Below are 22,628 nucleotides of genomic sequence, written 5' to 3' on the forward strand. Positions count from 1 at the left end.
CAAATCTCACCTGCAATAAAGCGACTAAAAGTAAGGCATTAACAAGATGAAAAAAGTGACTGCCATGCTCTTCTCGATGGCCGTGGGGCTTAATGCCGTTTCGATGACGGCAAAAGCGAAAGCGTCCGAGGAGCAGGAAACTGATGTACTGTTGATTGGCGGCGGCATTATGAGCGCCACGTTGGGGACCTATTTACGCGAGCTGGAGCCTGAATGGTCGATGACCATGGTGGAGCGCCTGGAGGGTGTCGCGCAGGAGAGTTCGAACGGCTGGAACAACGCCGGAACCGGGCATTCTGCACTGATGGAACTCAATTACACCCCGCAAAACGCCGATGGCAGCATCAGTATTGAAAAAGCAGTCGCCATTAACGAAGCATTTCAGATTTCCCGCCAGTTCTGGGCGCACCAGGTCGAGCGCGGTGTACTGCGTACTCCGCGTTCATTTATCAATACCGTTCCGCACATGAGTTTTGTCTGGGGCGAGGATAACGTCAATTTCCTGCGCGCCCGTTACGCCGCATTGCAACAAAGCTCGCTGTTTCGTGGCATGCGTTACTCTGAAGATCACGCGCAGATCAAGGAGTGGGCACCATTAGTGATGGAAGGGCGCGATCCGCAACAGAAAGTAGCGGCAACACGCACAGAAATTGGCACTGATGTGAACTATGGCGAGATCACCCGCCAGTTGATCGCCTCCTTACAGAAGAAATCTAACTTCTCGCTGCAACTCAGCAGCGAAGTCCGCGCCCTAAAGCGTAATGACGATAACAGCTGGACCGTCACCGTTGCCGATCTGAAAAACGGCACTGCACAGAACATCCGCGCCAAATTTGTCTTTATCGGCGCGGGCGGTGCGGCGTTGAAACTGTTACAGGAATCGGGGATTCCGGAGGCGAAAGACTACGCCGGTTTCCCGGTGGGCGGACAGTTCCTTGTTTCGGAAAACCCGGACGTGGTTAATCACCATCTGGCGAAGGTTTACGGTAAAGCATCCGTTGGCGCGCCACCGATGTCGGTTCCGCATATCGATACCCGTGTTCTGGACGGTAAACGCGTCGTGCTGTTTGGGCCATTTGCCACCTTCTCAACCAAATTCCTCAAAAACGGTTCATTGTGGGATCTGCTGAGTTCCACCACCACCTCAAACGTGATGCCGATGATGCACGTTGGGCTGGATAATTTCGATCTGGTGAAATATCTGGTGAGTCAGGTGATGTTGAGTGAAGAGGATCGTTTTGAAGCGTTGAAAGAGTACTATCCGCAGGCGAAAAAAGAGGACTGGCGTTTGTGGCAAGCGGGGCAGCGCGTGCAGATTATCAAGCGTGATGCCGAGAAAGGTGGCGTACTGCGTCTGGGTACCGAAGTGGTCAGTGACCAGCAAGGGACCATTGCCGCGTTGTTGGGGGCATCGCCAGGGGCGTCAACCGCCGCGCCGATTATGTTGAATCTGCTGGAAAAAGTATTTGGCGATCGCGTTTCAAGCCCACAATGGCAGGCCACGCTGAAAGCGATTGTTCCGTCTTATGGACGCAAGCTGAATGGTGATGTGGCGGCAACCGAACGCGAGTTGCAGTACACCAGCGAAGTGCTGGGGCTGAAATACGACAAGCCGCAGGTGGCGGACAGTACGCCAAAACCGCAGTTGAAGCCGCAAACCGTTCAAAAAGAAGTCGCGGATATTGCGTTGTAATGATGTGCCACATCCGGCATGGTATGCCGGATGTGGCGTATGCTGATAAGACGCGTCAGCGTCGCATCAGTCAACCGGCTTGGGCGTTAGATGTCGGATGCGGCGTGACCGCCTTATCCGACCTACGGGGTGCCACACTTCACGGCAGTTTAGCGGACTACCGCGTTGTCAATTTTCTCTTCCGCCTTCCAGATGCGGTATTTCACATCTACATTGTCTGGCGTATACACCACGATCGGCAGCTTGCTGTTGTAACGCAGCATTCCAGCATCGCCCAGATACGCGGTGACAAATTTCTTCTCTTTCTTGCCATCCGGGCAGGCCATCATCGTGGAAACCGGCGAGCTAACTTTATCAAAGACGTAATAATCATAGCCCCAGCCTTCCAGCGTTTTGCTTTCCAGCTTCCCGCCGAGACGATGCAAATTGCAATCGACTTCCAGCGTCTGACCGATTAACAGTTCTACTTTCAGGGTAGATTCATCTTCTTGCGGGGTTAACTGAATCACCTGACGCTTCATGCCTTTTTCAGCTTGCGGATAAGGCGCGATTTTTTCCAGTGGCTGGACGCTCTCTGCCGCCCAGGCGGAAGTGGTAGCGAAAGCGGCAAACAATACTGCAGGTAGAATGGTCTTCATTGTTGTATTCCCTTCGTCATTTATAGGTTTTCACCGATGATGTCGCTGAAGGTTAACATATTCATCAGATTTATTAATTTGCTTTATGAATAACTAAAAGAACATTCAGACAATTTTACCTTCTCTTTTAGTGTTAAATTCTGAGGAGTGGTAAAGCCTTGAGAAATATCTCTGGCGAATTAATCGCTATATAAATATATTTATAACCATTTGAAATGTGAGCAAAAGCCCGTTTTTGCCACGCTTCCCACCACTCTTTTGATCCTGCTACAGGTTTTACCCCGATCGGGGTATGCATCTTTGACACATCCTTTAATATCTTAGCGGCTATAAAAATGGCTTATTAATTATGCGGTTTATTTGGTCGCTCTCAATTTTCAGAGCGTATTAATGATGGAAGGTCAATGTGAAGATTGATGCATCCCGTCGGGGCATACTCACTGGTCGCTGGCGCAAAGCCAGTAACGGTATCCGTCCGCCCTGGTCCGGTGATGAATCTCATTTTCTGACCCATTGCACCCGCTGTGACGCCTGTATTAATGCTTGTGAAAACAACATTCTGCAACGCGGCGCGGGGGGCTATCCGAGCGTTAATTTCAAAAATAACGAGTGCAGCTTCTGTTATGCCTGCGCGCAAGCTTGCCCCGAATCGCTATTTTCTCCGCGCCACACCAGGGCCTGGGATTTGCAGTTCACCATTGAGGACGCGTGCCTGGCATATCAGTCAGTTGAATGCCGCCGCTGTCAGGATAGCTGTGAGCCAATGGCAATTATCTTTCGCCCGACGCTCTCCGGGATCTACCAGCCGCAACTTAATAGCCAACTTTGCAACGGATGTGGTGCATGTGCAGCCAGCTGTCCGGTATCAGCCATAACTGCGGAGTATCTCCATGCACACTAACTGGCAAGTTTGCAGCCTGGTCGTGCAGGCCAAAAGCGAACGAATTTCAGACATCAGCACCCAACTGAACGCCTTTCCCGGCTGTGAAGTCGCTGTCAGCGACGCGCCGAGCGGTCAGTTGATTGTGGTGGTGGAAGCAGAAGACAGCGAAACGCTGATCCAAACCATTGAGTCAGTACGCAACGTAGAGGGCGTGCTGGCGGTGTCGCTGGTTTATCACCAGCAGGAAGAGCAAGGTGAGGAAACACCATGAAACTCAGTCGTCGTAGCTTTATGAAAGCTAACGCCGTTGCGGCCGCTGCGGCGGCTGCCGGTCTCAGCGTGCCGGGCGTTGCCCGCGCCGTTGTTGGTCAGCAGGAAGCCATTAAATGGGATAAAGCACCATGCCGTTTCTGCGGTACTGGTTGTGGCGTTCTGGTCGGAACGCAGCAGGGGCGTGTGGTGGCCTGTCAGGGCGACCCGGACGCACCGGTTAACCGTGGTCTGAACTGCATTAAGGGCTATTTCCTGCCCAAAATCATGTACGGTAAAGACCGTTTGACGCAGCCGCTTCTGCGTATGAAAAACGGTAAATATGACAAAGAAGGCGAGTTCACCCCAATCACCTGGGATCAAGCCTTCGATGTGATGGAAGAAAAATTCAAAACTGCCCTGAAAGAAAAAGGGCCGGAATCGATCGGTATGTTCGGTTCTGGTCAGTGGACTATCTGGGAAGGTTATGCCGCGTCCAAGCTGTTCAAAGCGGGCTTCCGTTCGAACAACATCGACCCGAACGCGCGTCACTGTATGGCGTCGGCGGTAGTTGGCTTTATGCGTACCTTTGGTATGGATGAGCCGATGGGCTGCTATGACGACATCGAACAGGCTGACGCGTTTGTGCTGTGGGGCGCTAACATGGCGGAGATGCACCCGATTCTCTGGTCGCGCATCACCAACCGTCGTCTCTCTAACCAGAACGTCACCGTGGCGGTGCTTTCTACCTACCAGCATCGTAGCTTCGAGCTGGCGGATAACGGCATCATCTTTACGCCACAGTCTGACCTGGTGATCCTGAACTACATCGCCAACTATATCATTCAAAACAACGCGATAAATCAGGACTTCTTTAGCAAACACGTTAACCTGCGCAAAGGGGCGACGGACATCGGCTACGGTTTACGTCCGACCCATCCGCTGGAAAAAGCAGCGAAGAATCCAGGTTCTGACGCTTCCGAACCGATGAGCTTTGACGATTACAAAGCCTTCGTTGCTGAGTATACGCTGGAAAAAACCGCTGAAATGACCGGCGTGCCGAAAGACCAGTTAGAACAACTGGCGCAGCTGTATGCCGATCCGAACAAGAAAGTCATCTCCTACTGGACGATGGGCTTCAACCAGCATACCCGTGGTGTGTGGGCCAACAACCTGGTCTACAACCTGCACCTGCTGACCGGCAAAATTTCTCAGCCGGGTTGCGGTCCGTTCTCCCTGACCGGGCAGCCTTCCGCGTGTGGTACTGCGCGAGAAGTGGGCACCTTTGCTCACCGTCTGCCTGCGGACATGGTGGTGACCAATGAGAAACACCGTGATATCTGCGAGAAGAAGTGGAATATCCCGAGCGGCACCATTCCGGCGAAAATCGGCCTGCACGCGGTGGCACAGGACCGTGCGCTGAAAGACGGCAAACTGAATGTTTACTGGACCATGTGTACCAACAACATGCAAGCCGGGCCGAACATTAATGAAGAGCGTATGCCGGGCTGGCGCGATCCGCGCAACTTTATCATCGTTTCCGATCCGTATCCGACGGTCAGTGCGCTGGCAGCCGACTTGATCCTGCCGACCGCAATGTGGGTAGAAAAAGAGGGTGCTTACGGTAACGCCGAACGCCGTACTCAATTCTGGCGTCAGCAGGTACAGGCACCGGGCGAAGCGAAATCGGATCTCTGGCAGTTAGTTCAGTTCTCCCGCCGCTTCAAAACTGAAGAAGTGTGGCCGGAAGAGTTGCTGGCGAAGAAACCGGAACTGCGTGGCAAAACGCTGTATGAGGTTCTGTATGCCACCCCGGAAGTGAGCAAATTCCCGGTATCCGAACTGGCAGAAGATCAGTTGAACGATGAATCCCGCGAGCTGGGCTTCTATCTGCAAAAAGGGCTGTTCGAAGAGTATGCATGGTTTGGTCGCGGTCACGGTCACGATCTCGCGCCGTTCGATGACTACCACAAAGCGCGCGGTCTGCGCTGGCCGGTGGTTAACGGTAAAGAAACGCAGTGGCGTTATAGCGAAGGTAACGACCCGTACGTGAAAGCGGGTGAAGGCTACAAGTTCTACGGTAAACCGGATGGCAAAGCGGTGATCTTCGCACTGCCGTTCGAACCGGCGGCGGAAGCACCGGATGAAGAGTACGATCTGTGGCTCTCTACCGGGCGTGTCCTGGAGCACTGGCACACCGGCAGTATGACTCGCCGTGTACCGGAACTGCACCGTGCCTTCCCGGAAGCGGTCCTGTTTATTCATCCGCTGGATGCGAAAGCGCGCGATCTGCGTCGTGGCGACAAAGTGAAAGTGGTTTCTCGCCGTGGCGAAGTCATCTCGATTGTTGAAACGCGCGGTCGTAACCGCCCGCCGCAGGGCCTGGTGTATATGCCGTTCTTCGACGCCGCACAGCTGGTTAACAAACTGACGCTGGATGCGACCGATCCGCTCTCGAAAGAGACGGACTTCAAGAAGTGCGCGGTCAAACTGGAGAAGGTATAAGCCATTATGTCCCGGTCAGCGAAACCTCAAAATGGTCGCCGCCGCTTTCTGCGCGATGTCGTTCGCACAGCTGGCGGGCTGGCTGCCGTGGGTGTGGCGCTGGGGTTACAACAGCAAACCGCACGCGCATCTGGTGTGCGGTTGCGCCCGCCCGGAGCCATAAACGAGAACGCCTTTGCCAGTGCCTGTGTGCGTTGCGGTCAGTGTGTTCAGGCTTGCCCTTACGACACCTTAAAACTGGCGACGCTGGCTTCTGGCCTGTCGGCGGGCACGCCATATTTTGTCGCACGGGATATTCCTTGCGAAATGTGTGAGGACATTCCGTGCGCCAAAGTGTGCCCGAGCGGTGCGCTGGATCGAGAGATCGAATCGATCGACGACGCGCGGATGGGGCTGGCGGTACTGGTGGACCAGGAAAACTGTCTCAACTTTCAGGGGCTGCGCTGCGATGTTTGTTATCGCGAATGCCCGAAAATTGATGAGGCCATCACCCTGGAACTGGAGCGCAACACACGTACCGGTAAGCACGCCCGTTTTCTGCCAACGGTTCACAGCGACGCCTGTACCGGCTGCGGTAAGTGCGAAAAAGTATGCGTGCTGGAACAACCGGCAATCAAGGTGTTACCGCTGTCACTGGCGAAAGGGGAGTTAGGTCACCATTACCGCTTCGGCTGGCTGGAGGGGAACAATGGCAAATCGTAAACGTGACGCCGGGCGCGAGGCGCTGGAGAAAAAAGGCTGGTGGCGCAGTCACCGTTGGCTGGTGTTACGTCGCCTTTGTCAGTTCTTCGTGCTGGGGATGTTTTTGAGCGGTCCGTGGTTTGGTGTGTGGATCTTGCACGGCAACTACAGCAGTAGCCTGTTATTCGACACCGTTCCACTGACCGATCCGCTGATGACGCTGCAAAGTCTTGCCAGCGGTCATCTGCCTGCCACGGTAGCGCTGACTGGTGCGGTGATTATCACCGTGCTCTACGCCCTGGCAGGAAAGCGATTATTTTGCAGCTGGGTCTGCCCGCTGAACCCGATTACCGACTTAGCAAATTGGTTACGCAGACGATTTGACCTCAATCAGTCTGCGACGATCCCTCGCCACATTCGCTACGTGCTGTTGGTGATCATTCTGGTGGGATCGGCCTTAACTGGCACGCTCATCTGGGAATGGATCAACCCCGTTTCCCTGATGGGGCGTAGCCTGGTAATGGGCTTCGGCAGCGGCGCGCTGCTTATTCTCGCGCTGTTTTTATTTGATCTACTGGTCGTTGAACACGGCTGGTGCGGGCACATTTGTCCGGTTGGTGCACTGTATGGCGTGCTGGGTAGTAAAGGTGTGATTACCGTTGCGGCCACCGATCGGCAGAAATGTAACCGCTGTATGGATTGTTTTCATGTTTGCCCGGAACCGCATGTGCTACGTGCCCCGGTGCTGGATGAACAAAGCCCGGTGCAGGTCACCAGCCGCGATTGCATGACGTGCGGTCGCTGCGTGGATGTCTGTTCTGAGGATGTATTTACAATAACTACACGATGGAGTTCGGGAGCGAAATCATGAAAAGCCATGACCTGAAGAAAGCGCTGTGTCAATGGACGGCGATGCTGGCCCTGGTGGTAAGCGGCGCGGTTTGGGCGGCTAATGGCGTCGATTTTAGCCAGTCGCCGGAAGTATCCGGGACGCAGGAAGGGGCCATTCGGATGCCAAAAGAGCAGGATCGGATGCCGCTGAACTATGTGAATCAGCCGCCAATGATCCCGCATAGCGTTGAAGGTTATCAGGTAACGACCAATACCAACCGCTGCTTGCAGTGCCACGGTGTCGAAAGCTATCGCACCACTGGCGCGCCGCGCATTAGTCCTACTCACTTTATGGACAGCGACGGCAAAGTGGGCGCAGAAGTGGCTCCGCGTCGTTATTTCTGTCTGCAATGTCATGTACCGCAGGCCGATACCGCGCCAATCGTGGGGAATACCTTTACCCCATCAAAAGGTTACGGGAAATAAGAGGTTATTATGGGAAATTCTGACCGTAAGCCTGGTCTGATTAAGCGCCTGTGGAAATGGTGGCGTACCCCCAGCCGTCTGGCGCTAGGGACGCTGCTGTTGATCGGTTTTGTCGGCGGCATCGTTTTCTGGGGCGGCTTTAACACCGGGATGGAAAAAGCCAATACCGAAGAGTTCTGCATTAGCTGCCACGAAATGCGTAACACGGTGTATCAGGAATACATGGATTCTGTGCACTACAACAACCGTAGCGGCGTCCGTGCGACCTGTCCGGATTGTCACGTTCCGCACGAGTTTGTGCCGAAGATGATACGCAAGCTCAAAGCAAGTAAAGAGCTGTATGGTAAAATTTTTGGCGTTATTGACACGCCGCAGAAATTTGAAGCTCATCGCCTGACGATGGCACAGAATGAGTGGCGGCGCATGAAGGACAATAACTCGCAGGAGTGTCGTAACTGTCACAACTTCGAGTATATGGATACAACCGCCCAGAAATCAGTTGCCGCTAAGATGCACGACCAGGCGGTGAAAGATGGGCAAACCTGTATTGATTGCCATAAAGGGATAGCGCACAAGCTGCCCGATATGCGCGAAGTCGAGCCAGGTTTTTAACAGGGTTATTGCGTGGGTATGCTTGAAGCCAGAGAGTTACTTTGCGAGCGGGATGAACGAACCTTATTTAGTGGCTTGTCATTTACGCTGAACGCAGGCGAGTGGGTACAAATCACCGGTAGCAACGGCGCGGGGAAGACAACGCTTCTCCGTTTGCTGACGGGGTTGTCTCGCCCTGACGCAGGCGAGGTTCTCTGGCAAGGGCAGCCCTTGCATCAGGTACGCGACAGCTACCATCAAAACCTGTTATGGATAGGCCATCAGCCGGGGATCAAAACCCGGCTGACGGCGTTAGAAAATCTGCACTTTTATCATCGCGATGGCGATACCGCACAATGTCTGGAAGCCCTGGCGCAGGCCGGGCTTGCCGGATTCGAAGATATTCCTGTAAATCAACTTTCTGCCGGGCAACAACGCCGCGTCGCTTTAGCGCGTCTGTGGCTGACCCGTGCCACGTTATGGATACTCGACGAGCCTTTTACCGCGATTGACGTTAACGGCGTCGATCGTCTGACCCAGCGTATGGCGCAGCATACGGAGCAGGGGGGGATTGTGATTCTGACTACCCACCAGCCGCTCAACGTTGCTGAAAGTAAAATTCGCCGCATTTCACTGACGCAAACGGGGGCCGCATGATGTTCTGGCGCATTTTCCGTCTTGAGCTGCGCGTAGCGTTTCGCCATAGCGCCGAAATCGCCAACCCGCTGTGGTTCTTCCTGATTGTAATTACCCTTTTTCCGCTCAGTATCGGTCCGGAGCCGCAACTGCTGGCGCGTATTGCGCCGGGCATTATCTGGGTTGCCGCGCTGCTTTCATCCTTGCTGGCACTGGAACGACTGTTCCGTGACGATTTGCAGGACGGCAGTCTTGAACAATTGATGTTGTTGCCGTTACCCTTGCCCGCCGTTGTGCTGGCGAAGGTGATGGCGCACTGGATGGTAACAGGTCTGCCGTTACTCATCCTTTCGCCTCTGGTAGCAATGCTACTGGGAATGGATGTTTATGGCTGGCAAGTGATGGCGCTGACGCTGCTGCTGGGAACCCCAACGCTTGGTTTTCTCGGTGCACCGGGCGTGGCGCTGACAGTGGGACTTAAACGCGGTGGTGTGCTGCTCAGCATACTGGTGTTACCGCTGACTATCCCATTGCTCATCTTTGCCACCGCCGCGATGGACGCGGCTTCGATGCATTTGCCCGTTGACGGGTATCTGGCAATTTTAGGCGCGTTGCTGGCAGGCACCGCGACATTAAGTCCTTTTGCGACGGCGGCAGCGTTACGAATCAGCATTCAATAACGCTGGATTACTGATTTTTGTTCGAGTCTGGTATCGAAACTATGTGGAAAACACTGCATCAACTGGCGATCCCACCACGGCTGTATCAAATCTGTGGCTGGTTTATACCGTGGCTGGCAATTGCCAGTGTGGTCGTGCTTACCGTCGGCTGGATCTGGGGATTCGGCTTTGCTCCGGCTGATTATCAGCAGGGAAATAGCTATCGCATTATCTACCTGCATGTGCCTGCGGCGATCTGGTCTATGGGCATTTATGCATCAATGGCGGTGGCGGCGTTTATTGGCCTTGTCTGGCAGATGAAAATGGCCAACCTGGCGGTGGCGGCGATGGCCCCCATTGGTGCCGTGTTTACCTTTATTGCCCTGGTTACCGGCTCTGCATGGGGAAAACCGATGTGGGGCACCTGGTGGGTATGGGATGCACGCCTGACTTCTGAACTGGTGCTGCTGTTTTTGTATGTGGGTGTGATTGCCCTGTGGCACGCCTTCGACGACCGTCGTCTGGCGGGCCGTGCGGCAGGTATCCTGGTGCTGATTGGCGTGGTGAATCTGCCGATTATTCATTACTCCGTGGAGTGGTGGAACACCCTGCATCAGGGATCAACGCGGATGCAGCAAAGTATCGATCCGGCGATGCGTTCGCCGCTGCGCTGGTCGATTTTTGGTTTCCTGCTGCTGTCTGCCACGCTGACGCTGATGCGGATGCGTAATTTGATTTTGCTGATGGAAAAACGCCGTCCGTGGGTGAGTGAACTGATACTGAAAAGAGGCCGTAAATGACCCCTGCATTTGCTTCCTGGAATGAATTTTTCGCAATGGGCGGTTACGCCTTTTTTGTCTGGCTGGCGGTGGTGATGACCGTTATTCCGCTGGTGGCTTTGGTCGTGCATTCGGTGATGCAGCATCGCGCAATTCTGCGTGGCGTGGCGCAACAGCGGGCGCGTGAGGCGCGTTTACGTGCTGCGCAACAGCAGGAGGCTGCATGAATATTCGCCGTAAAAACCGCTTGTGGATTGCCTGTGCCGTGCTGGCGGGGCTGGCGCTGACTATCGGTCTGGTGCTATATGCGCTGCGCTCGAATATCGATCTTTTTTATACGCCGGGGGAAATTCTCTACGGCAAGCGTGAAACTCAACAGATGCCGGAAGTCGGTCAGCGTCTGCGCGTTGGCGGGATGGTAATGCCGGGTAGCGTACAGCGCGATCCCAATTCGCTGAAAGTAACGTTCACCATTTACGACGCTGAAGGTTCAGTAGATGTCTCTTACGAAGGCATTTTGCCGGATCTGTTCCGAGAAGGGCAGGGCGTTGTGGTGCAGGGCGAACTGGAAAAAGGCAATCATATCCTCGCGAAAGAAGTACTGGCGAAACACGATGAAAACTACACGCCGCCAGAAGTCGAGAAAGCGATGGAAGCTAATCACCGTCGCCCGGCGAGTGTTTATAAGGACCCAGCATCATGATGCCAGAAATTGGTAACGGACTGCTATGCCTGGCGCTAGGAATTGCGCTGTTGCTGTCCGTGTATCCGCTATGGGGCGTGGCGCGCGGGGATGCGCGCATGATGGCTTCTTCGCGCTTGTTTGCCTGGCTGCTATTTATGTCTGTGGCTGGCGCATTTTTGGTGCTGGTCAATGCTTTCGTGGTGAATGACTTTACTGTCACCTATGTTGCCAGCAACTCCAATACCCAGCTTCCGGTGTGGTATCGCGTGGCGGCAACCTGGGGTGCGCATGAAGGCTCGCTACTGCTGTGGGTGCTGCTGATGAGCGGCTGGACCTTTGCGGTGGCGATTTTTAGTCAGCGTATTCCGCTGGATATTGTGGCCCGTGTACTGGCGATAATGGGGATGGTCAGTGTCGGCTTTTTGCTGTTCATTCTCTTTACCTCTAACCCGTTCTCACGCACGTTGCCGAACTTCCCGATTGAAGGGCGCGATCTTAACCCGCTGTTGCAGGATCCGGGGCTGATCTTCCACCCGCCCCTGCTCTATATGGGGTACGTCGGTTTCTCGGTGGCGTTTGCTTTCGCCATTGCTTCTTTGTTGAGTGGGCGTCTGGACAGCACCTATGCGCGTTTTACCCGCCCGTGGACGCTGGCAGCGTGGATCTTCCTGACGCTCGGCATTGTGCTCGGTTCCGCATGGGCCTATTACGAACTCGGCTGGGGCGGCTGGTGGTTCTGGGATCCGGTAGAAAACGCCTCATTTATGCCGTGGTTGGTGGGTACTGCGCTGATGCACTCGCTGGCGGTCACTGAACAGCGTGCCAGCTTCAAAGCGTGGACATTACTGCTGGCAATCAGTGCCTTCTCGCTGTGTCTGCTGGGGACTTTCCTTGTGCGTTCCGGCGTGCTGGTATCGGTACACGCGTTTGCGTCTGATCCGGCGCGCGGTATGTTTATCCTCGCTTTTATGGTGCTGGTGATTGGCGGTTCGCTGCTGCTGTTTGCCGCGCGTGGACACAAAGTTCGCTCACGCGTAAACAATGCGCTGTGGTCGCGGGAATCTCTGCTGTTAGCGAACAACGTTTTGCTGGTCGCCGCAATGCTGGTGGTGTTGCTGGGGACGCTGCTGCCGCTGGTGCACAAGCAACTGGGACTGGGCAGCATTTCGATTGGCGAACCGTTCTTCAACACTATGTTTACCTGGCTGATGGTGCCGTTTGCGCTACTGCTGGGTGTCGGTCCACTGGTGCGCTGGGGGCGCGATCGCCCACGTAAGATCCGCAATTTATTGATTATCGCCTTCATCTCTACGCTGGTGCTGTCTCTGCTGTTGCCGTGGCTGTTCGAAAGCAAAGTTGTGGCGATGACGGTGCTCGGCCTGGCAATGGCCTGCTGGATTGCGGTGCTGGCAATTGCGGAAGCTGCGCTGCGTATTTCACGCGGCACGAAAACCACCTTCAGTTATTGGGGCATGGTGGCGGCTCACCTGGGGCTGGCAGTGACAATTGTTGGTATTGCCTTTAGCCAGAACTATAGCGTTGAGCGTGATGTGCGCATGAAGTCCGGCGATAGCGTCGATATTCATGAATATCGCTTCACCTTCCGTGATGTCAAAGAGGTGACTGGCCCGAACTGGCGCGGCGGTGTGGCGACTATCGGCGTAACGCGCGATGGCAAGCCGGAAACGGTGTTGTATGCGGAAAAACGTTATTACAACACTGCAGGGTCGATGATGACCGAAGCGGCGATTGACGGCGGCATCACGCGTGATCTGTACGCCGCGCTCGGTGAAGAGCTGGAAAACGGCGCGTGGGCCGTGCGTCTTTACTACAAACCGTTTGTTCGCTGGATTTGGGCGGGCGGGCTGATGATGGCATTGGGCGGGCTGCTGTGCCTGTTTGATCCTCGCTATCGTAAGCGCGTGAACCCGCAGAAAACTGCGCCGGAGGCTGTATGAAGCGCAAAGTATTGTTAATTCCTTTGATTATCTTCCTGGCGATTGCCGCGGCGCTGCTGTGGCAGCTGGCACGTAATGCCGAAGGGGATGATCCGACCAATCTGGAATCGGCGCTCATTGGCAAGCCTGTGCCGAAGTTTCGCCTCGAATCACTGGACAACCCGGGGCAGTTTTATCAGGCGGATGTGCTGACTCAGGGCAAACCAGTGCTGCTTAACGTCTGGGCGACCTGGTGTCCGACCTGCCGTGCGGAACATCAATATCTGAATCAGCTTTCTGCGCAGGGCATCCGCGTGGTCGGCATGAACTATAAAGACGATCGCCAGAAGGCAATCAGCTGGCTGAAAGAGCTGGGCAATCCTTACGCACTAAGCCTGTTTGATGGCGACGGCATGTTAGGGCTGGATCTCGGTGTCTATGGCGCGCCAGAAACGTTCCTCATCGACGGCAACGGCATCATTCGCTATCGCCATGCGGGCGATCTCAATCCCCGCGTCTGGCAAGAAGAGATCAAGCCGCTGTGGGAGAAATACAGTAAGGAGGCCGCACAATGAGGTTTTTATTGGGCGTGCTGATGCTGATGATCTCCGGCTCAGCGCTGGCGACCATCGACGTGTTGCAGTTTAAAGATGAAGCACAGGAACAACAGTTTCGTCAGCTTACTGAAGAACTGCGCTGCCCGAAATGCCAGAACAACAGCATTGCCGATTCCAACTCGATGATTGCCACCGACCTGCGCCAGAAAGTGTATGAACTGATGCAGGAAGGTAAAAGTAAGAAAGAGATTGTCGATTATATGGTGGCGCGTTACGGCAACTTCGTCACTTACGACCCGCCGTTAACGCCGCTGACCGTTCTGCTGTGGGTGCTACCGGTGGTGGCTATTGGCATTGGCGGTTGGGTCATTTACGCCCGCTCGCGGCGTCGGGTACGCGTGGTGCCGGAAGCGTTTCCTGAACAAAGCGTGCCGGAAGGTAAGCGTGCCGGATATGTTGTTTATCTGCCGGGTATTGTGGTGGCGTTAATTGTGGCTGGCGTCAGCTACTACCAGACCGGCAATTATCAGCAGGTGAAAATTTGGCAGCAGGCCACGGCACAGGCGCCGGCGTTATTGGACAGGGCGCTGGATCCGAAAGCTGAGCCGCTCAACGAAGAAGAGATGTCCCGCCTTGCGCTGGGGATGCGTACTCAACTGCAAAAAAATCCGGGAGATATAGAAGGCTGGATTATGTTGGGCCGCGTTGGCATGGCGCTGGGTAACGCCAGTATTGCCACCGATGCATACGCCACTGCGTATCGCCTCGATCCGAAGAACAGCGATGCTGCACTGGGATACGCTGAAGCGTTGACACGTTCATCTGATCCCAACGACAACCGCCTCGGCGGCGAACTGCTACGCCAGTTGGTGAGAACGGACCATAGCAATATCCGTGTGTTAAGCATGTATGCGTTTAATGCCTTTGAGCAGCAGCGATTTGGCGAAGCCGTTGCCGCGTGGGAGATGATGTTGAAACTCTTACCTGCCAACGATACTCGCCGTGCGGTGATTGAACGCAGTATCGCGCAGGCGATGCAACACTTATCACCACAGGAGAGTAAATAAGAACAAGCCCGATGGTGATGCCATCGGGCCAGACTGATGGCAAAGTGCGCTTTGTTTATGCCAGATGCGGCGTAAACGCCTTATTCAGCCTACAAAATCGTGCGAACTCAATACATTGCTCGATCCGCGTAGGCCTGATAAGCGTAGCGCATCAGGCAGTTTTGCGTTTGTCATCAATATCAGCCCGAGGGTAAATCCATCGGGCTTTTTTTTTATTGCGCCCCACGTTGTTGCAGGAACAGAATAGTGGCCGCCACGCGTGAGCGGACATTGAGTTTACGCAGCAGATTACGGATATGGACTTTTACCGTCTGCTCGGAAATATTCAACACAGAGGCAATCTGTTTATTTGACAGTCCCTGTGCCAGCTCGTGCAGAACATCCAGCTCGCGTTCTGTCAGCACGCTGAAGGGGTCTTCTTCCGCGCCAAACATTTCACGTTCACGTAAGTACTGATTGACGCGTTCGCTAAAGACTTTGCTGCCTTTCGCTCCGGCACGAATCGCTTCCAACAACACTTCCGGATCGCTGTCTTTCAACAGATAACCGTCTGCGCCTGCGTCTATCAGCGCAAACACATCGCTGGAGGCATCTGATACGGTCAGGATAATAATTTGCGCGGTAACGCCATCCCTGCGCAAGGCATTGAGGGTATCCAGGCCACTCATACCTTTCATATTGAGATCCAGCAAGATCACGTCGATATCCAGTCTATTCGCCAGATCGATAGCACTCGCGCCGTCGCCCGCTTCGGCGACCACTTCAAAGCCAGGATCAAGCTCCAGTAACTGACGAACACCGCGTCGCATAAGTGGATGATCATCCACAATCATCACCTGAAAAGGCGTTGCTTCAGGCATAGTAGTCTCCTGAGGTTTTATTAGAATCATTATGTTTGAGCGTAGCGTTGGAAACGCTACCAGGCGCGTGAATGTTACCCCATTTTATGTATGGACATGTAGTGAAAAGTACAGCTCAGTAGTTCACCCTCGCATCATTTTCATTATAAATATGGAATTTTGCATCAACTTCCCATCAAGAAAAACAACTAAAAAATCAATCACAATACATGTGCATTTCTTTAAACAGTTTTTAAAAACTGACTCCGGGTATGGAGCTATGGGTATTTTCAGTACCCAATGCTTTTGACAGCAATTAATTTCATAGGATGAAAGCTCAATGCATCAATCTGGTTCTGTTTCTCTTTGTCGTTCCGCAATATCTGTTCTGGTGGCTACAGCGTTATATTCACCCATAGCATTGGCATCAACTGTTGAGTATGGTGAGACAGTTGATGGTGTTGTCCTGGAAAAAGATATCCAGCTGGTTTATGGGACCGCCAATAATACGAAAATCAATCCTGGCGGAGAACAGCATATAAAAGAATTTGGTGTAAGTAATAATACTGAAATTAACGGAGGGTATCAGTACATTGAAATGAATGGCACCGCAGAATACTCAGTATTAAATGACGGTTATCAAATTGTTCAAATGGGTGGCGCGGCAAACCAGACTACCCTCAATAATGGTGTGCTACAGGTTTATGGCGCAGCGAATGATACTACCATTAAAGGCGGGCGCTTAATTATTGAAAAAGATGGCATTGCCATCTTCGCCGTTATCGAAAAGGGAGGACTACTGGAGGTTAAAGATGGCGGATTGGCATTTGCGGTAGATCAAAAAGCAGGCGGTGCGATTAAAACAACCACGCGGGCCATGGAGGTATTCGGAACAAACCGTCTCGGTCAGTTTGATATCAAAGATGGGGTTGCTAACAATATGCTGTTGGAAAACGGCGGAAGTTTGCGGGTTGAAGAGAATGACTTCGCTTATAATACCACTGTGGATAGTGGTGGTTTACTGGAGGTTATGGATGGCGGGACTGCAACTGGCGTTGACAAAAAAGCAGGCGGAAAATTAATTGTTTCAACGAATGCGCTGGAAGTGAGTGGTACAAACAGTAAAGGCCAATTTAGCATAAAAGATGGCGTGTCTAAAAATTATGAACTGGATGATGGTTCCGGGCTAATTGTTATGGAGGGCACTCAGGCAATTGACACTATCCTTGATGAGCATGCAACCATGCAATCGTTGGGAAGAGATACTGGTACGAGAGTGCAGGCACATGCAGTTTATGATCTTGGTCGGTCAGTGCAGAATGGAAGCATAAAATATTCCTCAAATGCCATATCTGAAAATATGGTTATCGATAATGGTCGCGCTAATGTCTGGACTGGCACAATGGTTAACGTAACAGTCAGAGGAAATGAGGGCATTATTGATGCAATGGCGCTAGAATTAAATTTTTATACACCGGCTACATTTTTAGGTGACTTGGTGGTTTCTGATGGTGCATCTTTAAGAACGCATGGCGCAGTGGATACCAGTAAAGCAGATGTTTCTATCGAAGAGAGTTTTTGGGCTATTATTGCCGATATCAATAATATAAACCAAAACACCCGTCTCAATTTAGCAAACCTGGTGATGTCAGACGGAACTGTCGTTATGATGGCTGAGCCAGTGACTCGTTCATCTGTGACGGCAAGTGCGGAAAATTTCACTACGTTGACCACCAATACCCTATCGGGAAACGGCAATTTTTATATGCGTACCGATATGGCTAATCATCAGAGCGATCAGCTCAACGTGACCGGTCAGGCAACAGGTGATTTCAAAATATTTGTGACGGACACGGGGGCCAGCCCGGCAGCAGGTGATAGCCTTACACTGGTAACAACGGGCGGCGGTGATGCTGCATTTACCTTGGGCAATGCCGGAGGCGTTGTTGATATCGGTACGTATGAATATACCTTGCTGGATAATGGCAACCATAGCTGGAGTCTGGCAGAGAATCGCGCGCAAATTACCCCTTCAACCACTGATGTGCTGAATATGGCGGCAGCGCAACCGCTGGTATTTGATGCAGAACTGGACACCGTGCGTGAGCGTCTTGGTAGCGTAAAAGGCGTTAATTACGATACGGCGATGTGGAGTTCGGCAATTAACACCCGCAACAACGTAACCACTGATGCGGGAGCTGGCTTTGAGCAAACATTGACGGGGCTGACGCTCGGTATCGATAGCCGTTTCTCCCGTGAAGAAAGCAGCACAATTCGTGGCTTATTCTTTGGTTACTCTCATTCTGATATTGGTTTTGATCGCGGCGGTAAAGGTAATATCGATAGCTATACTCTGGGTGCTTATGCCGGTTGGGAGCATCAAAACGGTGCCTATGTTGACGGGGTGGTGAAAGTTGACCGTTTTGCCAACACCATCCATGGCAAGATGAGTAATGGGGCAACAGCGTTTGGCGATTACAATAGTAACGGCGCGGGTGCTCATGTCGAGAGCGGGTTCCGTTGGGGGGAGGGGCTGTGGAATGTAAGGCCTTATCTGTCCTTTACCGGCTTTACCACTGATGGTCAGGACTATACGTTATCAAATGGTATGCGCGCGGATGTGGGAAATACCCGCATATTACGCGCTGAAGCGGGAACGGCGGTAAGCTATCACATGGACCTGCAAAACGGTACGACGCTGGAACCCTGGCTGAAAGCCGCCGTGCGTCAGGAATACGCCGATTCTAACCAGGTGAAAGTTAATGACGACGGCAAATTTAATAATGACGTGGCTGGAACCCGTGGCGTTTATCAGGCTGGGATAAGGTCATCGTTTACCCCGACGTTAAGCGGTCATTTGTCAGTCAGCTATGGCAATGGCGCGGGGGTAGAATCACCGTGGAATACCCAGGCGGGTGTGGTCTGGACGTTCTGATAACAGAAAATAAACAGGCCGTAATGTGTCGCGGTCTGTTTATCAAATTAATCGCAGATATAAAAAAACCAACCGCAATAGGTTGGTTTTCTTGGGATTTTTGGTCGGCACGAGAGGATTTGAACCTCCGACCCCCGACACCCCATGACGGTGCGCTACCAGGCTGCGCTACGTGCCGACTCGTGGCTGCTAATACTACCGTTTTCCACACCGATTGCAAGTAAGATATTTTGCTAACTGATTTATAATTAATCAGTTAGCGATAAAACGCTTCTCGTCTGTCAGTACTTGTAATAACAAACTTAACTGTGGTTTTTCATCTTTCACTCTTTCACCACGTAAGTTGTAAGTACGGTATTTACCGTTATTGTTCAGCACCAGCGTCTTTTTCGGGGTGGTAATTGCCAGCGTATCGTTATCCGCGGCGGTAACCCAGTAATGACGGCGTTGAGGGTTGAACAAATCCTGACCTTGCGAATATTCGCTGGCAGGTGTGCTGACATGTAGCAGGCGTTGCATCAGCGTCGTCATCAGATCGGTATGATCAGTCAGCGCATTAATACGCTGCGCCGGCGTGCCTGGCCAGTGAATCACTAATGGTACCTGCAGATGACCGTGGGACCAGTCAAAGGTTTCTTCCTCTTCGCTCAGCGGAATACCCCGGCCGGCAGTGATAATCACCACCGTATTGTCCAGTTTGCCAGAATCACGCAGTGCATTGAGCACGCGGTTGATCTGGTCATCGACATTGCCTGCCGCCCGGCTATATTTCCGTGCAAATGCCTGCTGATTGCTGTCGTCAATGTTAGTGCCATTGAAAGAGACCCACGAGAACCAGCGGTTATCTTCTTGTGCGTAGCGGCCCAGCCAGTTGATCCACTGCGTGGCGGTCTGCTCGTCGGATTGGGTACGTACGCTCGGCATCGAGAAATCTGACAACAATGCCTGGCGATACAGCGGGCTGGTAAAGCCATCTGACGAGAATAACCCCAGCTGATAGCCTTGCTGATTAAGCGCAGTAATTAACGCCGCAGGCGTACGGGTCGAAAGAATGCCGTCCATATAGCTTGGCGAGATGCCATAGAACAGGCCAAAGATGCCGTTGTCTGTGGTGTTGCCGGAACTCATATGACGTGTGAACGAAATATTTTGCTCAGCAAAACCTGCCAGTGCAGGCATCTGTTTCTCGAAGCGTGAGTAATTCAGGCCATCGACAGTGATCAACAGCACATTCTGCCCGGTGCCCATATCGCGATAGCGCAGCTCGCTTAACGGATACTGAACGGAAACGGCGTCTGGATTGCCTTGCTCAATAAGACGGCGTTGATACTCCTGCGCATCAAGCAGACCATGCTTCTCAAGAAAACGTCGCGCCGTCATCGGGTACGAAAGCGGCAGGTTAGCGCGCTGCATGGTGATCGGGCGATAGAAGTTGGCATCGGCCCAGATATACACCACATGCGAGGCAATAAAAGCGATAAATAAGAATGCGGCCAGCGGGCGCGCGAAGCGCCGACGACGCGTCAGGCTGCGTAGCTTTTGCCAGCTCCACGTCGCAAACACCAGTTCAAGCAATAAAATAACCGGCACGCTAATGAACATCAGCTGCCAGTCGCGCGCCATCTCATTTTCGTCTGGGTTGATAACCAACTGCCAGACGATGGGATTAAGATGGAGATGGAAACGAGTAAAGACTTCGCTATCGATCAGTAATAGCGTCATTCCCGCCGTTGCTAAAATGACGGACAAAAACCTCATCAGCCTCTGGGAGCCGACGATAAAAGTCAGCGGGAAGAGGATCAGCAAGTAGGTGGCGAACACCAGGAAGCTGAAATGGCCGATAATGCTTACGTAGGAATAAATGCGACCAGCAAGCGTTGTCGGCCAGTCGGCGATAAACAGGTAACGGCTGCCAATGACGAGCGAAAGCAGAATATTGAACAGTGCAAACCAGTGCCCCCAACTGACCATCTGGGAGACTTTTTCACGGTAGCGCTGACGATGAGTTACCATAACCTGTTATCTGTTTCCCTTAGTGCGCTTTGTCTTCGTTGATAGAGGACTGTAAGGCGCGGGCAAAAGAGTTGGCAATTGCCTGGCGTTGGGCCGGGGCAATGCTGGTGTTGATAAGGTTAGTGACCATGTTGCCTAACACCATCAGGGAAAGGTCGGTCGGAGCCTTATGTTTTTCCAGTACGTTGAGCAGCTCTGCGAGCAATTGTTCAACCTGTTCATCACTGTAGCGGGAAATTTGTGGCATAAATCGAAATCAGTTAGTTGATGAAAGGGCAACATATTACCGTAGCAACGGTTTTTTTTCTGCTTTTTTATGCGTTAAATCATTCTCGTTACGCCGCCTTCTGTAAAATGACCGCCATCTTTTATTGCGTCGCTTAACCGGCGGTGGTTGAATACCGGCCGGTCTTAAAGGAGAGTTTATCATGAGTCTGGATATCAACCAGATTGCTCTGCACCAGCTTATCAAGCGTGATGAGCAGAACCTTGAGCTGGTGTTGCGCGATTCATTGCTGGAACCGACGGAAACCGTCGTTGAGATGGTGGCAGAACTGCATCGGGTCTATAGCGCCAAAAATAAAGCTTACGGCTTGTTTAGCGAAGAGAGTGAACTGGCGCAGACGCTGCGCTTACAGCGTCAGGGTGAAGAGGACTTTCTGGCATTTAGCCGCGCGGCAACCGGTCGCCTGCGTGACGAATTAGCGAAATATCCTTTTGCTGACGGTGGATTCGTGCTGTTTTGCCACTATCGCTATCTGGCGGTGGAGTATTTGCTGGTGGCGGTTCTGAGCAACCTGAGCAGTATGCGCGTTAACGAAAATCTCGACATCAACCCGACTCATTATCTTGATATCAATCATGCGGATATTGTTGCGCGTATCGATTTAACCGAATGGGAAACCAATCCAGAGTCGACCCGGTATCTCACTTTCCTGAAAGGGCGAGTCGGGCGCAAAGTGGCCGATTTCTTCATGGACTTCCTCGGTGCCAGCGAAGGGTTGAACGCGAAAGTGCAAAACCGCGGATTATTGCAGGCGGTTGATGATTTCACTGCCGAAGCACAACTGGATAAAGCAGAACGGCAGAACGTGCGTCAGCAGGTCTACAGCTACTGTAATGAGCAATTGCAGGCGGGTGAAGAGATCGAGCTTGAATCGCTGTCGAAAGAGCTGGCGGGCGTCAGCGAAGTGAGCTTCACGGAATTTGCGGCTGAAAAAGGCTACGAACTTGAAGAGAGCTTCCCGGCAGACCGTAGCACGTTGCGTCAGTTGACGAAGTTTGCCGGTAGCGGTGGTGGCTTGACCATTAACTTTGATGCGATGCTGTTAGGTGAGCGCATTTTCTGGGACCCGGCGACCGATACCCTGACCATTAAAGGCACGCCGCCGAACCTGCGCGATCAATTGCAGCGCCGGACGTCTGGCGGCAATTAATCGGTTTGGTGTTATGAATGCCAGATGCGGCGTGAACGCCTTATCTGGCCTACAAAAAATAGCAATACCGTAATCAGGCATAATTTGCAGATACAAAAAACCCCGCCGGAGCGGGGTTTTTTTTACAACTTATTCAGCGATTAAGCGCGAACGAAGTCGATGTGCAGCAGCTTAGGTTTGTACGGGTGGCGCTGTACGTCCTGAGCTTTAACTTTGATTTCTTTACCGTCAACAACGATGGTCAGAACTTCGCTGTAGAATTCAGCTTTAACTTGCATGTTCATGACTTTGTCGTGATCCAGAGCAACAGCCAGCGGCGCTTCGTTGCCACCGTAGATGATTGCCGGGAATTTGTTAGCGGTACGCAGGCGGCGGCTCGCACCCTTACCCTGCTCGTTACGTACTTCTGCGTTGATAGTAAACATTTCTTTCTCTCTTAAATTAATCCTGCTACAGGCGACCCAGCAACAGGTAAGTGATCTGCTTTGCATATGCAAAAGCGGGCGAGATTCTATACTCAATCGCCTT

At 52.7% G+C, this 22,628-nt stretch carries 24 protein-coding genes and 1 tRNA gene; 18 read left to right on the forward strand and 7 right to left on the reverse strand.

What is annotated here, in order from left to right:
- The first annotated feature begins 46 nt into the window (after positions 1–46).
- The gene (mqo, locus tag FQZ95_RS18765; RefSeq protein ID WP_032184642.1) at positions 47–1,693 is read left to right on the forward strand and encodes a malate dehydrogenase (quinone); all 1,647 of its coding nucleotides are present in this window, start codon (positions 47–49) and stop codon (positions 1,691–1,693) included.
- A 149-nt stretch (positions 1,694–1,842) separates the two neighbouring features.
- Here the strand turns inward: mqo and eco are convergent, their stop codons facing one another.
- Both eco and FQZ95_RS18775 read right to left on the reverse strand, forming a co-directional pair.
- The gene (eco, locus tag FQZ95_RS18770) at positions 1,843–2,331 is read right to left on the reverse strand and encodes a serine protease inhibitor ecotin (RefSeq protein WP_000849212.1); all 489 of its coding nucleotides are present in this window, start codon (positions 2,329–2,331) and stop codon (positions 1,843–1,845) included.
- Between the two features lie 133 nt (positions 2,332–2,464).
- Positions 2,465–2,629: a hypothetical protein gene (locus tag FQZ95_RS18775; protein WP_160530513.1), complete on the reverse strand. Its 165-nt coding sequence runs from the start codon at positions 2,627–2,629 to the stop codon at positions 2,465–2,467.
- A gap of 108 nt (positions 2,630–2,737) precedes the next feature.
- On the opposite strand from FQZ95_RS18775, the gene napF reads away from it, so the two are divergent.
- From napF to ccmH, 15 genes are read left to right on the forward strand one after another with little or no spacing between them, the layout of a single operon-like run.
- Entirely contained in the window at positions 2,738–3,232 is a 495-nt protein-coding gene (gene napF, locus FQZ95_RS18780) for a ferredoxin-type protein NapF (RefSeq protein WP_160530514.1), read from the forward strand.
- The gene (napD, locus tag FQZ95_RS18785; RefSeq protein WP_000557378.1) at positions 3,222–3,485 is read left to right on the forward strand and encodes a chaperone NapD; all 264 of its coding nucleotides are present in this window, start codon (positions 3,222–3,224) and stop codon (positions 3,483–3,485) included. The genes napF and napD overlap by 11 nt, the downstream gene beginning before the upstream one ends.
- The gene (napA, locus tag FQZ95_RS18790; protein WP_160530515.1) at positions 3,482–5,968 is read left to right on the forward strand and encodes a periplasmic nitrate reductase subunit alpha; all 2,487 of its coding nucleotides are present in this window, start codon (positions 3,482–3,484) and stop codon (positions 5,966–5,968) included. Before napD ends, napA begins: the two co-directional genes overlap by 4 nt.
- A 6-nt stretch (positions 5,969–5,974) precedes the next feature.
- On the forward strand, positions 5,975–6,670 hold the full coding sequence (gene napG, locus FQZ95_RS18795) for a ferredoxin-type protein NapG (RefSeq protein WP_000091291.1): 696 nt from the start codon (positions 5,975–5,977) through the stop codon (positions 6,668–6,670).
- Positions 6,657–7,520, forward strand: a complete 864-nt coding sequence (napH, locus tag FQZ95_RS18800; RefSeq protein WP_000013499.1) for a quinol dehydrogenase ferredoxin subunit NapH — start codon at positions 6,657–6,659, stop codon at positions 7,518–7,520. Before napG ends, napH begins: the two co-directional genes overlap by 14 nt.
- A complete protein-coding gene (gene napB / locus FQZ95_RS18805; protein ID WP_000835174.1) occupies positions 7,517–7,966 on the forward strand; it encodes a nitrate reductase cytochrome c-type subunit in 450 nt (149 codons plus the stop codon). Before napH ends, napB begins: the two co-directional genes overlap by 4 nt.
- Before the next feature lie 9 nt (positions 7,967–7,975).
- Positions 7,976–8,578, forward strand: coding sequence for a cytochrome c-type protein NapC (gene napC, locus FQZ95_RS18810; RefSeq protein WP_000528376.1), 603 nt, complete (start codon positions 7,976–7,978; stop codon positions 8,576–8,578).
- 12 nt (positions 8,579–8,590) lie between these two features.
- Positions 8,591–9,214, forward strand: a complete 624-nt coding sequence (gene ccmA, locus FQZ95_RS18815) for a cytochrome c biogenesis heme-transporting ATPase CcmA (RefSeq protein ID WP_000525586.1) — start codon at positions 8,591–8,593, stop codon at positions 9,212–9,214.
- Complete coding sequence (gene ccmB / locus FQZ95_RS18820) at positions 9,211–9,873, forward strand: heme exporter protein CcmB (protein WP_000971730.1); 663 nt, start codon at positions 9,211–9,213, stop codon at positions 9,871–9,873. The genes ccmA and ccmB overlap by 4 nt, the downstream gene beginning before the upstream one ends.
- A 41-nt stretch (positions 9,874–9,914) precedes the next feature.
- Positions 9,915–10,652, forward strand: a complete 738-nt coding sequence (gene ccmC / locus FQZ95_RS18825; RefSeq protein ID WP_001295447.1) for a heme exporter protein CcmC — start codon at positions 9,915–9,917, stop codon at positions 10,650–10,652.
- The gene (gene ccmD, locus FQZ95_RS18830; protein ID WP_032184639.1) at positions 10,649–10,858 is read left to right on the forward strand and encodes a heme exporter protein CcmD; all 210 of its coding nucleotides are present in this window, start codon (positions 10,649–10,651) and stop codon (positions 10,856–10,858) included. Before ccmC ends, ccmD begins: the two co-directional genes overlap by 4 nt.
- Positions 10,855–11,334, forward strand: a complete 480-nt coding sequence (gene ccmE / locus FQZ95_RS18835; protein ID WP_001026418.1) for a cytochrome c maturation protein CcmE — start codon at positions 10,855–10,857, stop codon at positions 11,332–11,334. The genes ccmD and ccmE overlap by 4 nt, the downstream gene beginning before the upstream one ends.
- A complete protein-coding gene (gene ccmF, locus FQZ95_RS18840; protein ID WP_000982446.1) occupies positions 11,331–13,274 on the forward strand; it encodes a cytochrome c-type biogenesis heme lyase CcmF in 1,944 nt (647 codons plus the stop codon). Before ccmE ends, ccmF begins: the two co-directional genes overlap by 4 nt.
- The gene (dsbE, locus tag FQZ95_RS18845; protein WP_000824445.1) at positions 13,271–13,828 is read left to right on the forward strand and encodes a thiol:disulfide interchange protein DsbE; all 558 of its coding nucleotides are present in this window, start codon (positions 13,271–13,273) and stop codon (positions 13,826–13,828) included. The genes ccmF and dsbE overlap by 4 nt, the downstream gene beginning before the upstream one ends.
- Positions 13,825–14,877, forward strand: coding sequence for a cytochrome c-type biogenesis thiol:disulfide oxidoreductase CcmH (gene ccmH, locus FQZ95_RS18850; protein WP_032184637.1), 1,053 nt, complete (start codon positions 13,825–13,827; stop codon positions 14,875–14,877). Before dsbE ends, ccmH begins: the two co-directional genes overlap by 4 nt.
- 212 nt (positions 14,878–15,089) lie before the next feature.
- Here ccmH and narP read toward each other — a convergent pair whose 3' ends face one another.
- Entirely contained in the window at positions 15,090–15,737 is a 648-nt protein-coding gene (gene narP / locus FQZ95_RS18855) for a nitrate/nitrite response regulator protein NarP (RefSeq protein WP_001113637.1), read from the reverse strand.
- A gap of 319 nt (positions 15,738–16,056) precedes the next feature.
- Here narP and yejO point away from each other — a divergent pair, with 319 nt between their 5' ends.
- Entirely contained in the window at positions 16,057–18,651 is a 2,595-nt protein-coding gene (gene yejO / locus FQZ95_RS18860; RefSeq protein WP_160530516.1) for an autotransporter YejO, read from the forward strand.
- Positions 18,652–18,752: 101 nt separating this feature from the next.
- Here yejO and FQZ95_RS18865 read toward each other — a convergent pair.
- The 3 genes from FQZ95_RS18865 to FQZ95_RS18875 all read right to left on the reverse strand — a co-directional run bounded on the left by FQZ95_RS18865 (position 18,753) and on the right by FQZ95_RS18875 (position 20,911).
- Positions 18,753–18,829, reverse strand: a tRNA-Pro gene (locus FQZ95_RS18865).
- Positions 18,830–18,903: 74 nt separating this feature from the next.
- Entirely contained in the window at positions 18,904–20,664 is a 1,761-nt protein-coding gene (gene yejM, locus FQZ95_RS18870) for an LPS biosynthesis-modulating metalloenzyme YejM (protein ID WP_000256203.1), read from the reverse strand.
- Between the two features lie 19 nt (positions 20,665–20,683).
- A complete protein-coding gene (locus FQZ95_RS18875; RefSeq protein ID WP_001135667.1) occupies positions 20,684–20,911 on the reverse strand; it encodes a YejL family protein in 228 nt (75 codons plus the stop codon).
- Between the two features lie 181 nt (positions 20,912–21,092).
- On the opposite strand from FQZ95_RS18875, the gene yejK reads away from it, so the two are divergent.
- Positions 21,093–22,100, forward strand: coding sequence for a nucleoid-associated protein YejK (yejK, locus tag FQZ95_RS18880; RefSeq protein WP_032184631.1), 1,008 nt, complete (start codon positions 21,093–21,095; stop codon positions 22,098–22,100).
- Between the two features lie 140 nt (positions 22,101–22,240).
- Here yejK and rplY read toward each other — a convergent pair whose 3' ends face one another.
- Positions 22,241–22,525 carry a 50S ribosomal protein L25 gene (gene rplY / locus FQZ95_RS18885; protein WP_000494197.1) on the reverse strand — a complete coding sequence of 95 codons (285 nt, stop codon included), beginning with the start codon at positions 22,523–22,525 and terminating at the stop codon, positions 22,241–22,243.
- Positions 22,526–22,628 lie beyond the last annotated feature (103 nt).

Source organism: Escherichia sp. HH41S, from assembly GCF_009820115.1.
Lineage (GTDB): Bacteria > Pseudomonadota > Gammaproteobacteria > Enterobacterales > Enterobacteriaceae > Escherichia > Escherichia coli_F.